Annotated in this window: 12 protein-coding genes, 1 tRNA gene and 1 riboswitch; of the genes, 4 read left to right on the forward strand and 9 right to left on the reverse strand. The window is 73.6% G+C overall.

Annotation, left to right across the window (positions count from 1 at the left end; translation table 11 throughout):
• Positions 1-65 precede the first annotated feature (65 nt).
• From VGR37_00630 to VGR37_00660, 7 genes are all read right to left on the reverse strand, one after another.
• Positions 66-1,427, reverse strand: coding sequence for a sigma-54 dependent transcriptional regulator (locus tag VGR37_00630; GenBank protein HEV2145899.1), 1,362 nt, complete (start codon positions 1,425-1,427; stop codon positions 66-68).
• Positions 1,424-2,686 carry an ATP-binding protein gene (locus VGR37_00635; protein ID HEV2145900.1) on the reverse strand — a complete coding sequence of 421 codons (1,263 nt, stop codon included), beginning with the start codon at positions 2,684-2,686 and terminating at the stop codon, positions 1,424-1,426. Before VGR37_00635 ends, VGR37_00630 begins: the two co-directional genes overlap by 4 nt.
• A 22-nt stretch (positions 2,687-2,708) precedes the next feature.
• Positions 2,709-2,945, reverse strand: coding sequence for a hypothetical protein (locus VGR37_00640; protein ID HEV2145901.1), 237 nt, complete (start codon positions 2,943-2,945; stop codon positions 2,709-2,711).
• 218 nt (positions 2,946-3,163) lie between these two features.
• Entirely contained in the window at positions 3,164-3,289 is a 126-nt protein-coding gene (locus VGR37_00645) for a hypothetical protein (protein ID HEV2145902.1), read from the reverse strand.
• On the reverse strand, positions 3,286-5,472 hold the full coding sequence (locus VGR37_00650) for an acetate--CoA ligase family protein (GenBank protein HEV2145903.1): 2,187 nt from the start codon (positions 5,470-5,472) through the stop codon (positions 3,286-3,288). Before VGR37_00650 ends, VGR37_00645 begins: the two co-directional genes overlap by 4 nt.
• Positions 5,473-5,634: 162 nt before the next feature.
• A complete protein-coding gene (locus VGR37_00655; protein HEV2145904.1) occupies positions 5,635-6,597 on the reverse strand; it encodes a D-aminoacyl-tRNA deacylase in 963 nt (320 codons plus the stop codon).
• A 10-nt stretch (positions 6,598-6,607) separates the two neighbouring features.
• Positions 6,608-8,281 (reverse strand): amidase, encoded by a 1,674-nt coding sequence (locus VGR37_00660; GenBank protein HEV2145905.1) that lies wholly within the window; start codon positions 8,279-8,281, stop codon positions 6,608-6,610.
• A gap of 162 nt (positions 8,282-8,443) precedes the next feature.
• On the opposite strand from VGR37_00660, the gene VGR37_00665 reads away from it, so the two are divergent.
• From VGR37_00665 to VGR37_00680, 4 genes are all read left to right on the forward strand, one after another.
• A complete protein-coding gene (locus VGR37_00665; GenBank protein HEV2145906.1) occupies positions 8,444-8,779 on the forward strand; it encodes a hypothetical protein in 336 nt (111 codons plus the stop codon).
• 171 nt (positions 8,780-8,950) lie between these two features.
• Complete coding sequence (locus tag VGR37_00670) at positions 8,951-9,478, forward strand: hypothetical protein (GenBank protein HEV2145907.1); 528 nt, start codon at positions 8,951-8,953, stop codon at positions 9,476-9,478.
• Positions 9,479-9,637: 159 nt separating this feature from the next.
• Positions 9,638-11,914 (forward strand): fused MFS/spermidine synthase, encoded by a 2,277-nt coding sequence (locus VGR37_00675; GenBank protein HEV2145908.1) that lies wholly within the window; start codon positions 9,638-9,640, stop codon positions 11,912-11,914.
• A gap of 35 nt (positions 11,915-11,949) precedes the next feature.
• Positions 11,950-12,792, forward strand: a complete 843-nt coding sequence (locus VGR37_00680; protein HEV2145909.1) for a methyltransferase domain-containing protein — start codon at positions 11,950-11,952, stop codon at positions 12,790-12,792.
• A 42-nt stretch (positions 12,793-12,834) separates the two neighbouring features.
• Here the strand turns inward: VGR37_00680 and VGR37_00685 are convergent.
• Positions 12,835-12,906, reverse strand: a tRNA-Lys gene (locus tag VGR37_00685).
• 71 nt (positions 12,907-12,977) lie between these two features.
• Complete coding sequence (locus VGR37_00690; GenBank protein HEV2145910.1) at positions 12,978-13,532, reverse strand: CAP domain-containing protein; 555 nt, start codon at positions 13,530-13,532, stop codon at positions 12,978-12,980.
• 12 nt (positions 13,533-13,544) lie between these two features.
• Positions 13,545-13,639: riboswitch (cyclic di-GMP riboswitch) on the reverse strand.
• Between the last annotated feature and the right edge of the window lie 101 nt (positions 13,640-13,740).

Raw genomic sequence — 13,740 nt, forward strand, 5'->3', positions numbered from 1 at the left:
TGCCGACACTTCCCCCCTTTTTGGTGACGGGAGCCGGGTGCGCCCGGCTCCCGACGGCCGCGCCCTCAGTCCAGCCCGTAGTCCTGGATCTTGTACGACAGCGCCCGCACGGACAGCTCCAGCAGGTCCGCGGCGCGGGTGCGGTTCCCCTGCGTCCGCTGCAGCGCCCGGGCGATCAGCTCCCGCTCCAGCGCCGGGAGCCGCCGCTTCACCGAAAGGTCGGCGTCGTCGGGGGTGATGTGGAAGGGGTGGGTCCCGGAGCGCACGTGGGGCGGCAGGTGCTCCTCGCGCACGTCGCCGCCGGACAGGACCAGGGCGCGCTCCACCACGTTCTCCAGCTCGCGGACGTTCCCCGGCCAGGGATACGAGGCGAGCACGGGGAGGAGCGCGGAGGGGAGCTCGCCCGCGGCGATCCCGAAGCGCGCGGCGTGCCGCCGGAGGAAGTGGCCGGCGAGGAGGGGGATGTCCTCCGGGCGGGCGCGGAGCGGCGGGAGGTGGATCTGCACCACGTTGACCCGGTAGAACAGGTCGTCCCGAAAGCGTCCCTCCTGCACCTCCTCCACCAGGTCGCGCGCGGTGGCCGCCAGCACGCGGACGTCCACCGGCACCTCGGCGGAGGCGCCCACGCGGCGCACCCGCCGCTCCTGGAGCACGCGCAGGAGCTTCACCTGGAGCGGGTTCGGCAGCTCGCCGATCTCGTCCAGGAAGAGCGTCCCCCCGTTCGCCTCCGCGAAGAGCCCCTCACGCGTCCGGTCGGCCCCGGTGAAGGCGCCCTTCTCGTGCCCGAACAGCTCCGACTCCAGCAGGTTCTCCGGGATGGCGCCGCAGTTGACGGCCACGAACGCCGCCTGGCTCCGCGGCGAGGCGCGGTGGATGGCGCGGGCGATGGCCTCCTTCCCCGTGCCGCTCTCGCCGGTGATGAGCACCGTGGAAGGGTACGGCGCCACCCGGCCCGCCAGCTCCAGCGCCTCCCGCATCACCTGCGAGCGCCCCACCACCTCCTCGAACCCCTCCACCTCGCCCACCTGCTTCCGCAGCCGGACCACCTCGCGCCGGAGCTGCTCCCGTTCCTCGGCCTTGCGGAGGGTGAGCAGGATCTCGTCCGCGTTGAAGGGCTTGGAGACGTAGTCGTAGGCGCCGCGGCGCATGGCCTCCACCGCGGAGTCCAGCGAGCCGTACGCGCTCATCACCACCACCAGCGCCGTGCCGCCGGCCTCCTGGTAGCGCTCCAGGAACTGGAGCCCGTCCAGCCGCGGCATTCGCACGTCGCAGAGTACCAGGTCCGGGGGCTCGGCCAGGGCGGTGCGGAGCCCCACCTCGCCGTCCTCGGCCGTGGCGACCTCGTACCCCTCCTCCCGGAGGATCAGGGAGAGGGTGTGGCGGAGCCCCGCCTCGTCGTCGATCACCAGGATGCGGCCGGAGCTCACGATGCGTGCCTGCCGGTGGGAAAGGAAAGGGCGAACACCGCGCCCCCGCCGTTCGCGGAGGTGACTTCCACCCGCCCTCCGAACTCGGTCACCGTGCTGGCGACGATGGCGAGCCCGAGCCCGGTCCCCTCGCCGGGCTGGCGGGTGGTGAAGAAGGGGTCGAAGACGGCCTCCACGTGCTCCGGGGGGATCCCCGGCCCGGTGTCGGCCACCAGAACCTGCACGATCTCGTCGCCCGCCTCCAGGCGCTGCGCGTCGCGGTGCGACCCGTGCCGGGGGCGGCGGAGGTGGCTGTAGTCCACCCCCGCGGGGTCGTCCGCGCGCCGGGGGGGGATCCGCCGGGCGGGCTCGAAGCTCCGCACCACCGTGTGCACGGTGAGCGTCCCCCGCCCCTCCATCGCCGCCTCAGCGTTGGTGAACAGGTTGACGAAGACCTGGTCCACGTCGTGCGCCACGGCGTGGATGGGGGGGAGCTGCTCGGCGAGCCGGAGGCGCAGCTCCACCTCCGCGAGGCGCCCCTGCTCGCGGAGGAGCGCGGCCACCCGCCGGATGGAGGCGTTCAGGTCCACCTCCTCCCGCTCCCGGGCGCCGCCGTGCGGGCGGGCGTACTGCAGGAGCGAGCGGACGATGCGGTCGATGCGGCGCGCCTCGCGCTCCACCCCGCCCAGCAGCTCCTCGTCCACCCCGCGGCGCCGCAGCACCGCCGCGTACCCCAGGAGCGCCCCCAGCGGGTTCCCCACCTCGTGCGCCACGCCGGCGGCGAGGCGCCCGATCCCGGCCAGCTTCTCCGCCTGCACCAGGTCGCGCTGGGTGGCGACCAGGACGCGGTTGGTCTCGTCGAGCGAGCGGACGTTCTCCGCCAGGCGCGTCTGGTCCTGCAGGAGCTGGTCGGTCAGGCGGTTCAGGGCGTCCGCCAATGCGGCGGTCTCGCGGCTCTCGCCGGGGGGGACTCGGCGCTGGTAGTCGCCGTCGGCGATGGCCGTGGCGGCGTCGGCGGCCTCCGAGAGCGGCCGGACCACGAGCCTCCCCACCAGGTGGCTCCCCAGCACTCCGAACACGGCCACGTCCGCGGCCGCCAGCAGGAGGATGGCGCCGAGCGCGCGCGCCCCGTCGAGCGCGGCGAGGTCCAGCACCGATGCGGCCCAGAGGGCGAGGACGACGGCCGCGAAGGCCAGAAAGGAAAGGTTGAAGAGGAGCTCGGCGCGAAGGGAGCCCCGGGCTTTCCCGGGGCTCCCCGAATCGCGGTCCGAGCGGCTCAACGAGCCCTCCGGGGCGGCAGCGCTACTCCTCCGTCTCCTCCGCCGGCGCCTCGTCGCCGGCGCCGACCGTGGCGAGCGCCCGCGCCCGGCGCGCGGCGTCGCGGCCGGAGGGCTTCTTCCGGTTGAACGCCTCCCTCTCCAGCTCGTGCCAGATGCGGTCGACGACCGCGCCCGTGGGACCGCTCCACTCCAGCTGGCCCTCACCCTGAACGCGCTCCATGGCGCGGCGAAGTGCGTGCTTGCTGATGGGCTTCCTCATGCATCCTCCTTGGTGGATCGGGTACTCGGGCTGCCGGCCCCGGCTCGATGTCCCGGGCTCCCGTGCGTGCCCCCGATGCTAGTGTAATACGATCCCGCCCCCCGCGCGAGTTCCCCCCGGGCGCGCCGAGCGGGGGGCAGGACGGCCTGCAAGCCCCATGCGCGCGGCCCCCCGCCCGAGTCTCCGGGCGAGGGGCCGTTCGCGCGCCGCGGGGCGGGCTAGCGGCGGTTCTTCTTGCGGTTCTCCTCGATCCGGATCATCCAGAGGCACGCGCCGTAGATGGCGAGAGTGATCAGGCCGAAGATGGCGGCGTTGCGCAGAACCAGGAAGGTGGGCTCGCTCACGTTGCTATGTCCTGTTGAATGAGAACCGGGTCCGGCGCAGAATCTACCACGTCCGCGCGCGGCGGGCCAGCGGGCGCGCCCTCCAGGCGCACGGAGATCCGGCCGTCCACTGCCACCCCGCCCTGCGGGAACGCCAGCCACGGGTTCACGTCCAGCTCGCGGATGGCGTCGTGGTCGCCCACGAGCTGCGAGATGCGCTGGATCGTCTCCTCCAGCGCGGCCACGTCGGAGGGCGCCTCGCCGCGGACGCCCCGCAGGAGGGCGGCGCCCCGGATGGAGCGCACCATCTCGCGCGCGTCGACATCGGCGACCGGGGTGACGCGGAACACCACGTCGCCCAGCGCCTCCACGTAGATCCCCCCCAGCCCGAACATCAGGAGCGGCCCGAACTGCGGGTCGGAGTGCATCCCCACGATGGTCTCCTTCCCCCCGGAGACCATCTTCTGCACCAGCACGCCCTCCACCTCCCCCGCCCCGATCCCCGCCCGCGCCGGCACCTCGGTGGTGAGCCGCGCGAAGACGGAGCGCGCCTCGTCCGCGGCGTCCACCCCCACCACCACGCCCCCCACGTCCGACTTGTGGACGATGCGGGGCGACAGGACCTTCATCACCACGGGATAGCCGATGGACTCCGCGGCCTCCACCGCCTCCTCCGGCGTCCGCGCGACGCGGTACGGGGCGACGGGGATCCCGTACGCCTCCAGCACCCGCATCACCTCCGTCTCGGAGAGCTTCTCCCGCCCCTCGTCGCGGGCGCGCCCCAGGATCTCCTCCACCGCGGCGCGGTCCACGTCGAAGGCGCGCACGGTGCCCACGGGGCGCTCCAGCCAGCGGCGCTGCCGGTACATGGCCGCCAGCGCTCGCACCGCCGACTCCGGGAAGCGGTAGCCGGGGATCCCCGCGGCGTTCAGCTCGGCCAGCCCCTGCGGAAGCCCCTCGCGCCCCATCAGCACCGCCATGACGGGCTTCTCCCGCTGCCCGGCCGCGACGTCCACGATGGCCTCGGCCACGTCCTCCTGCCGGATTCCCAGCGGGGGGACGAAGGTGGCGATCACCGCGTCCACGTTGGGGTCGGCGAGCACGGCCTCCACGGCCACGCGGTAGCTCTGCGGGGTGGCCGAGGCGATCATGTCCACCGGGTTGCGCAGCGACGCCTCCTCGGGGAAGTGGGCGGCCAGGAGCGCGCGGGTGCTCTCCGCCAGCTCGGGAACCTCCAGCCCGTGCGCCTCGCAGGCATCGGCGATGATGATCCCGGGCCCCCCGGCGTTGGTGACGATGGCGACGCGGTTGCCGCGGGGGATGGGCTGGTGCGAGAAGGCCATCGCCAGGTCGAACATCTCCTCCACCGTGTCCACGCGCAGCACGCCGCACTGGCGCAGCAGGGCGTCGGTGGCGGCGTCGGTCCCGGCGAGCGCCCCGGTGTGCGAGGAGGCGGCGCGCGCCCCGGCCCCGCTGCGCCCGGACTTCACGGCGACGATGGGCTTGCGGCGGGTGATCTCGCGCGCGAGCTGGGTGAAGCGGCGCGGGTTGCCGAAGTTCTCCAGGTACATCAGGATGACGCCGGTGCGCTCGTCGTCGGCCCAGTAGCGCACCAGGTCGTTCCCGGAGACGTCGGGCTTGTTCCCGACGGAGACGAACTGCGAGATGCCGATCCCGTACTCGGAGGCGTAGTCCAGGATGGTGACGCCCATCGCCCCGGACTGGCTCAGGAAGGCGACGGGGCCGTCCGGGGGCATGGTGGGGGCGAAGGTGGCGTTCATGGACACGTCGGGCGCCGTGTTCATCACCCCCATGCAATTGGGGCCCACCAGGCGCATCCCGTAGCGGCGGACCGTTTCCAGCAGCTCGCGCTCGCGCTCGATCCCGGCGCCGCCGATCTCCCGGAAGCCGGCGGAGATCACCACCATCGCCCCCACCCCCTTGCGCCCGCACGCCTCCGCCACCGCCTGCACGTGCTGCTTGGGGACGACGACGACGGCGAGGTCCACCGGGTCGGGGATCTCCTCCACGGACGCGTACGCCCGGATGGAGTGCACGGAGGCGGCGGAGGGGTTCACCGGGTAGACCGGCCCGGTGTAGCCGTGGCGCACCAGGTTGTCCAGGATCTGGTAGCCGATGGTGTGCGGCGTCCGGCTCGCCCCCACGACGGCGACGGAGCGGGGACGGAGGAGTGGATCGAGCATGTATCGACGGAGTGCGTGAGTACGAAGTGCGACAGTCGCTCCGGGGGTGCCGGGGCCGGGTCGCGATGGGCGGGAATCTATGCCGCCGCGGACGATGCGGGGAGTAGGGGGCGGCCCGCGGTGGGGGTGGGGAGATGCCGGACGGCAGGGGGTAAGGCTCGGCTACCCTGTCGGATCGGCCGGGGCGCGGAGTGGGAGCGGCTCGGGGCTGCGGAGCCTGCGGTGGTTGAAGCTCGGGATCCAGAGCCGCTCCGCGACCGCGCGCACCGTGGCCTTGAGGGCTCCCTTGAGGTTGTCGTGGAAGACGAGGGCGTCCACCCCTCCCGCGATGGAGCGGCAGCAGGCCTCCAGCTTCTCCGCGCCCCCGGGCTCGCCGTAGCCGCCCGCCACGAGCCAGTGGTTGGCGAGCACGTGGGAGACCGCCACGTCGTCGGGGCGGTCGTCTCCGAGCACCGCGTCGCGGATGCTGGGCTCGAAGTGCACGCCCCCCACGAAGAGCACCGAGCCGCCGCGCGGCGGCTCCTCGTCGAAGATGCGCACCAGGGCGCGGGCGAGCACCTCCGCCGCTTCCGGGTCGCTCCAGCTCTCCGGCGAGCTCCCGATCTCGACGTCCAGGAGCGGCACCGGGTAGCAGGTCAGGAGCTCGGGCGCATGGCCGTACACCACGCCAGACCAGTGCGTGGCCTCCGTGACCGTCCGGTACCGGTCGAGCCCGGCTTCGGTCCGCGTGCGCTCGATGGCGCGGAGCACGGCGGTCGTGAGGGCGGGGTCGGCCGGGCCGAACCGCCCCGAGACGACGTCCCCCGTGGTATGCGCCATGAAGATGCCGTCGGGGGCGTTCGCGCCCTCGTGCCAGTTCACCAGCAGCGCCACGTCGAAGCCGCTGAGCCGCCCGGTCAGCAGGGGGAGGTAGCGCGGGTAGTCGTGGCTCAGCACCTCGGCGGTGCGTACGTACACGAACTCGCGGCCGGCCGCGTCGCGGTGCGCCAGGACCGGCATCCCGTCCACCTCGTCCCCGGTCTCGACCAGAGGGAGGAGCCGGCGCGACGCCTCGAACACGTGGCTCGCCACGGGGTCCCTGGCCGGGTCGGCGCAGAAGAACAGGACGGCGCGGCCTTGTGTCATGACGAGCCTCCTACCGCACCGTGAGATCGACGGTCGGAAGGAACCGCGGAGGGGCACGGTGCTTCGTGGCCTGCTCGTAGGCGTAGGCCAGCCGGAGCAGCGTCGGCTCGCTCCAGGCGCGTCCGAAGAACGACACCCCCACCGGGAGCCCGAAGCTGAACCCCATGGGCACGGTGACGTTCGGGTAGCCGGAGACCGCGGCCGGCGTGGAGCTGGCTCCCAGGAAGTGGTCGCCGTTGATCAGGTCGATGGGCCACGCGGGGCTCCCGGTAGGCGCGACGACGGCGTCCAGGCGGTGCAGCGCCATCAGGGAGTCGATCCCCTTCCCCGCCAGCCGGGTCTTCTCCCGCGCCTCCAGGTACTCCTTCTCGGTGATCGGCCCCTTGGCCTGCGCGGCGACCAGGATCTCCTGCCCGAAGTACGGCATGGAACGGGCGGCTTCGCGCTCGTTGAAGGCGATCACCTCCTCCAGCGACTTCACCGGCGCGTTCGGGCCCAGCCCGGCCAGGTACTTGTTGAGCTCGTCCTTGAACTCGTACAGGAGCACCGTGTACTCGGCGGCTCCGTACTCGCCGCGATGGGGCATCTCCAGCGAGTCCACCAGCACGGCGCCGGCCCGCCGCATCGTCGCGACGGCTTCCTCGAAGAGCTTGTCCGTCTCCGGGCTGTAGCCCGTGAACCCCTTCCGGACCACGCCGATGCGGGCGCCGCGCAGCCCATTCGGATCCAGGAAGCGGGTGTAGTCCGCCGCCGCCTTCCCGCGGCTCGCAGCGGTGGCCGGGTCGCGCGGGTCGGCCCCGGCGAGCGCGCCCAGCAGCAGGGCGGCGTCGGTCACGGTGCGCGCCATGGGCCCGGCGATGTCCTGGCTCCCCGCGATGGGGATGATCCCGGCGCGGCTCACCAGCCCCATGGTGGGCTTGACGCCCACCAGCCCGTTGGCGGCCGCCGGGCAGACGATGGAGCCGTCGGTCTCGGTCCCGACGCCCACCGGGGCCAGGTTCGCGGCGACGGCGACGGCGGTCCCGGAGCTGGAGCCGCAGGGCGAGCGGTCCAGCGCGTACGGGTTGCGCACCTGCCCGCCCCGCCCGCTCCAGCCGCTGGACGACTGCGTGGAGCGGAAGTTGGCCCACTCGCTGAGGTTGGCCTTGCCCAGGATCACGGCGCCCGCCTCCCGCAGCCGCTCCGCCACGAAGGCGTCGCGCTGGGCGATGGAGCCCTCCAGCGCCAGCGAGCCGGCGGTCGTGGTCATGCGGTCGGCGGTGTCCACGTTGTCCTTGACCACCACCGGGATCCCGTGCAGCGGCCCGCGCACCCGCCCGGCGCGGCGCTCCGCGTCCAGGCTGTCCGCGATGGCCAGGGCGTCCGAATTGAGGTCCAGCATGGACTGAAGCGCCGGCCCGCGCCGGTCGAGCGCCTCGATGCGCGCCAGGTACGCCTCGGTGATGGAGCGGGAGGTGTACCGCCCGCTGCGCATCCCCTCCTGCAGCTCGGCGACCGTGGCCTCGTCCAGCTCGAAGGGGGCTACGGCGGTCCCCGGGGCCGCGGCCACGGCGCCCTGCGTCACGGGGGCCGGGGCGCACGCGGCGCCGGCGGCGAGCAGCAGGCCGGCCGCGGCGCGGCGGAGGCTTCTCGGGCGGAGAACCCGCGCGAGGGCGGGCCCCTCGGGGCGTCCGGTGTCGTTCATGCGGGGTGGCGGGCTGGAGTGGCATGCGCCCGCGGGCCTTGCCGCGGGAAACCTTTGGTGAATCTTCCCTCTCCGCGGCTCCCGCGCAACCGGCGCGGCGGGCGCGGAACGGGTCGTGCTCCGGGCCGGGGCGGCGACGACGCGAGGAGGACGACGAGCACGATGGAGCCCGAGCTGGTGCGGCAGTGGGTCATGGACACGGTCCGGGAGGAATACCGGATCCACCGCGGCTGGACCTTCACGGTCCGGTCGCTGGTGGCGTACGACCTGCGCTACCTGGACAACACCCGCGTGGAGCTGGACACCCCCGCGGTGGTGAAGGTGATCCACACCGAGGCGGAAACGGTGGAGCGGACCGTGCGCCCCGGGGTGGTGGACCCCCTCTGGGCGGTGGAGCTGGCCGCGCCGCACCCGGAGCTGGGGGACGCGGAGCACCTCCTCCTCTGGATCGAAGGGCCGTCGTACGACCTTCGAACCGGCGAGCAGGTGGAGGAGTAGCGCGCCGGGCGCGGTGGAGTTCGCGGTCCCAAACCCGCGCCCGTACGCCACTTGCTGCGAGCGCCCGGGGAACCCACGGCGCCCCGTGGGGTTTCCGGTAGCGGGTGTGCACCGGCGGTCGGTGCGCGATCCGGCGCCCGCGGGCGCGTTCACCCCCGGAAGGAAGGATTCGTGCTGAAGACGATTCGACCCACGCTCCTGGCCTTGGCGATGCTCGCCGCCCCCGCCGCGCTCGCGGCGCAGGAGGCTCCCGCGGAAGCCACGCAGCAGCCCGCGCAGACGGAGGCGCAGCAGATCCAGGCCCGCCTGCAGCAGATCCAGGCGCGGGCCCTCCAGGATCCGGCGCTCCAGGCTGCGCAGGACTCCATCGGCGACCAGCTGACGGCGACGATGGAGCGCGTCGATCCCACGTTCAGGGCGCAGGCGGAGCGTGCCGAGGCGCTGAAGGCCGAGGTGCAGGCCGCGCAGCAGGCCGGCGACAACGCGAAGCTGAACCAGCTCGCCGCCGAGGCCGAGCAGCTCCAGCAGGGCTTCGCGTCGGCGCGCCAGCGGGCGATGCAGGACCCGCAGATGGTCGAGCGCATCCAGGCGTTCCAGCAGCGGATCGTCGCCAGGATGGCGGAGCTCGATCCCGAGACGCATACGCTCCTGGCCCGATTGCAGGAGCTGAAGAACGGAGCGGCCCCCGCGCAGCAGTAGGCGCGGCCGCCCGGCCCGGAAGGGAGAAGGGCGCCCGCCGCGGGCGCCCTTCTTCGTTGCCCCGGCGGCCCGCGCTGCCTGTCTGCTGCGGCTCGCGGGACCCGCGCCCGTCCGGGTACCTTTGTCCGTGGACCGCAGACCCGATCCGCACGTGAGCCCTTGAGCACTCCGACCCCCGAGACGTCGCTGGAGGCCCTGCCCCCCGCCGCGACCGCCGGCACCCTGGCCGTGCCGAAGCCCGGCGCGCGGCTGCTGGTGGCCGCGTACGCCGCCGCGATCTTCGCGGGCGCGTTCCTGCTCTTCCTGGTGCAGCCGATGTTCGGGAAGATGGTGCTCCCGCTGCTGGGCGGCTCGCCCGCGGTGTGGAACACCTGCATGCTCTTCTTCCAGGCCGCGCTGCTGGGGGGGTACCTGTACGCGCACCTGACCACCCGCTGGCTGGGCGTGCGCCGACAGGCCGCCCTGCACCTGGCGCTGGTTCTGGCCGCCGGACTGGCGCTTCCGCTCTCCGTCGGGAGCGCCGCACCGCCGGGAGGGGGGGCGCCGATCCCGTGGCTCCTCGCGCTGCTGCTGGGCACTGTCGGGCTGCCGTTCCTGGTCCTGGCGGCGACCAGCCCCATGCTGCAGCGGTGGTTCGCGGAGAGCGGCTCGCCCGCCGCCCGGAACCCGTACTGGCTGTACGCCGCCAGCAACCTGGGGAGCCTCCTGGCCCTGCTCTCCTACCCCTTCCTGCTGGAGCCGCGGCTGCGGCTGGCCGAGCAGAGCTGGGTGTGGGCGGCGGGGTACGCCGGGCTGGTGCTGCTCCTGGCCGCCTGCGCCTTCCTGGTGCGGCACGCCCCCTCCACGGGGACGGCCGCCCGTGCGCGCGCCGGCGCGCCGGACGCGGCGCCGGTATCGCTGCGGGACCGCGCGACCTGGGTGGCGCTCGCCTTCCTCCCGTCCAGCCTGCTGCTGGGGGTAACGACCTACCTGACCACGGACCTGGCCTCGGCGCCGCTGCTCTGGGTGCTCCCGCTTGCGCTGTACCTGCTCACCTTCACGCTGGTCTTCGCGGAGCGGCCGCCGCTCCGGCACGAGTGGATGGTGCGGGTGCAGCCGGCCCTGCTCGTCGCCGTGATCTACCTCCTGCTGGGGAGCTCCCTCAACCGGCCGGCGGTGGCGGTCCCCATCCACCTGGCGGCCTTCTTCGTGACGGCCATGGTCTGCCACGGCGAGCTGGCGCGCCGCCGGCCTGCCCCGCGGCACCTCACGGAGTTCTACCTGTGGCTGTCGGTGGGCGGCGTCCTGGGCGGGGTGTTCAACGTGCTGGTCGCGCCGGCGGTCTTCGACCACACCTGGGAGTACCCGCTGGTGCTGGTGCTGGCCGTCCTGGCGCGCCCCTGGCCGGAGGGGCGCCGGCCGCTCTCCGAGCACGCCACGACGGCGCTGCGGGCCGCCGGGTTCGCGGTGGCGCTCTACCTCCTCCTGGGGCGCGACCCGGAAGCCCTGTCCGCCCCGGTGTTCGTGGCGATGGCGGCGGTCTTCGTGGCGCTGCTGGGGCTGGTGCTGGGGCGGGCGCCCCTCTGGCTGGCGCTCTGCCTGGGCTCGGTGTACGCCCTGCGCGCGGCGGAGGACTTCCGCGCCGCCGAGACGCTGCACGCGGACCGCTCCTTCTTCGGCCACTACCGGGTCACGGCGCAGGCCGGCCGGGAGCGGTTCCACGTCCTCACGCACGGCTCCACCCTGCACGGTGCGCAGAGCAAGGCGCCGGAGCGCCGCCGCGACCCGCTCACGTACTACGTCCGCTCCGGGCCGCTGGGCGACGTCTTCGCCACGCAGGGGCTCTCCACCCGCCCTCAGCGGGTGGCGGTGGTGGGGCTCGGAGTGGGAACCACGGCCGCCTACGCGGCCGAAGGCGAGGCCTGGACCTTCTTCGAGATCGACCCCGGGATCGAGCGCATCGCCCGCGACCCGCGCCTGTTCACCTACCTGGCGGACTCCCCCGCGGAGACCCGCGTCGTCCTGGGCGACGCGCGGCTCTCGCTGGCCCGTGAATCGCGGGAGGGAGCGCCCCGGTACGACCTGATCGTGCTGGACGCCTTCACCTCGGACGCCATCCCCACGCACCTCCTGACCCGGGAGGCGCTGGAGGTATACCTGGATCGGCTGGAGCCCGGCGGACGCCTGGCCGTGCACGTCAGCAACCGCTACCTGGACCTGGAGTCGGTGGTGGCGGCCGCGGTCCGCGACCTGGGCCTGGCCGCGCGGGTGGGCGCCTGGGGGCTCCCCCCGAACACGCCGTACGAGAACGCCTCCACCTGGGTGCTGGCGGCGCGGGAGGAGGAGGCGCTGGGGATGCTGGCCGACGACAAGCGCTGGCGCACCGCCCGCCTGAAGCCGGGCGTCGGCGCCTGGACCGACGACCACTCCAGCATCCTGGACGTGTTCACCTGGTAGCGCCGCAGTCTCACCCTTCCGAAGGGGGCACCGCCATGGCAGCTTCGTCCCGCGCCTCCCGCGCGCTCCTCGCCGCGGCGCTCGCCGCCCTGCTCCCCGGCGCGGCGGCGGCGCAGCGCCCGGTCTCCGAGGCCCCCTACGTCCCCACCCCGATGGAGGTGGTGCACGAGATGCTGGCGCTCGCCGCCCCGGGGCCGGACGATGTCGTCTACGACCTGGGCTCGGGCGACGGGCGCATCCCCATCGAGGCGGCGCGGCTGTACGGCGCCCGCGGGGTGGGGATCGACCTGGACGCCCGGCTGGTGCAGCGCGCCGAGGAGAACGCGCGGGAGGCCGGGGTGGCGGGCCGCGTCCGCTTCGTGCACGGCGACCTGTTCGCCGCCGACCTGCGCCCCGCCACCGTGGTCACGCTCTACCTCCCCGCCAGCGTGAACCTCAAGCTCCGCCCGATCCTGCTGGAGCAGCTCCGCCCCGGCACGCGTGTGGTCTCGCACTCCTTCTCCATGGGCGATTGGGCGCCGGACAGCATGGTCACCGTCCGCCGGCCCGGCGCCGAGTTCGGGCCGCGCGTCTTCTTCTGGGTGGTCCCGGCGAAGGTGGGCGGCTCGTGGAGCGTTATGGGGCCGGGCGGCGAACGCTACGCGCTGCGGCTCCGGCAGGAGTTCCAGCGGGTCGAGGGAACGGTGCGCGCGGGGGGACGGGAGCTGCCGCTGCGGGACGTGAAGCTGGTGGGGGACCGGATCACCTTCACACTCCCGGAGGCGGCGGGCGGGTCGGGCGCGGGGCGACGGTTCGCCGGGCGGGTGGAGGGGGACCGGATACAGGGGACGCTGGAGGGCGAGACAGGCGCGGCGTGGGGAGCCAGGCGCATGCCGTGAAACGCCGAAAGCCCCGCGATCGCGGGGCTTTCGGCAAGCAGGTGGGGCGCCTGGGACTCGAACCCAGAACCTAACGGTTAAAAGCCGTTTGCTCTACCATTGAGCTAACGCCCCGCGGTCGGGACGAAGCCCCGAATATAACGGTTTCAGGAGGTCGTCTCAACCCGCGGGGCCGCGCCGTTCGCTCAGGACGGGCGGATGAACACGTGGGTCCAGCGCCCGTCGTACACGCCCACGCCATGGTGGGTGAAGGCGCAGTTCTCGATGTTCCTCCGGTGCGGGGCGCTGTTCATCCACATGGAGTAGGCCTCCCCCGCGGAGTTCACGCCCCAGGCGATGTTCTCGCCCGCGGTGGCGTAGCGCACCCCGACACTGGCGAGCCGCTGCCAGGGGGTGACGCCTTCCGGGGAGTTGTGGCTGAAGTAGTTGCGCGTGGCCATGTCGCGGCTGTGCGCGAGCGCGACCGCGGCCACCCGGTCGTCGCGGACGAGCGCGGGGCACCCGAGCGAGGCGCGGTGCTGGTTCACGGTCGCGGTGAAGTCCCGCTCTGCCGACGCGACGTCGGCGGAGCTCGCGAGCGAGCTCCCGGTGGGGATCACGTCGCAGCCCCCGAGCACGGCGGCGAGCATGAGTGCGGCCCAGGCACACCGGCGGCGGTGCGGCAAGCGGGACTCGGAGCTGTCGGTGGAATCTCCCCGGAACGGGGCGGCGGAGCGGACGCCGGAACGCGGCTTCTGCATGGCAGGATCCTCTTCGGCGGCTCGACTGGCGTGGCGGACGCGGGCGCGTCCACTTTAGCCTCGTAGCTTTGCGTCCCCGCCTTTCGACGGGTTTGCCGTTATCGGAGGGCACCGGACCCTTGCGGTCCGGTGCAGAGACGTGCGGGAGCGGTGCTGCTCCCGCGGATGTGGGAATGAAAATAGGGCGCGGAGCGGCAGCGTCAAGCCC

The organism is Longimicrobiaceae bacterium (genome assembly GCA_035936415.1).
GTDB lineage: Bacteria > Gemmatimonadota > Gemmatimonadetes > Longimicrobiales > Longimicrobiaceae > JAFAYN01.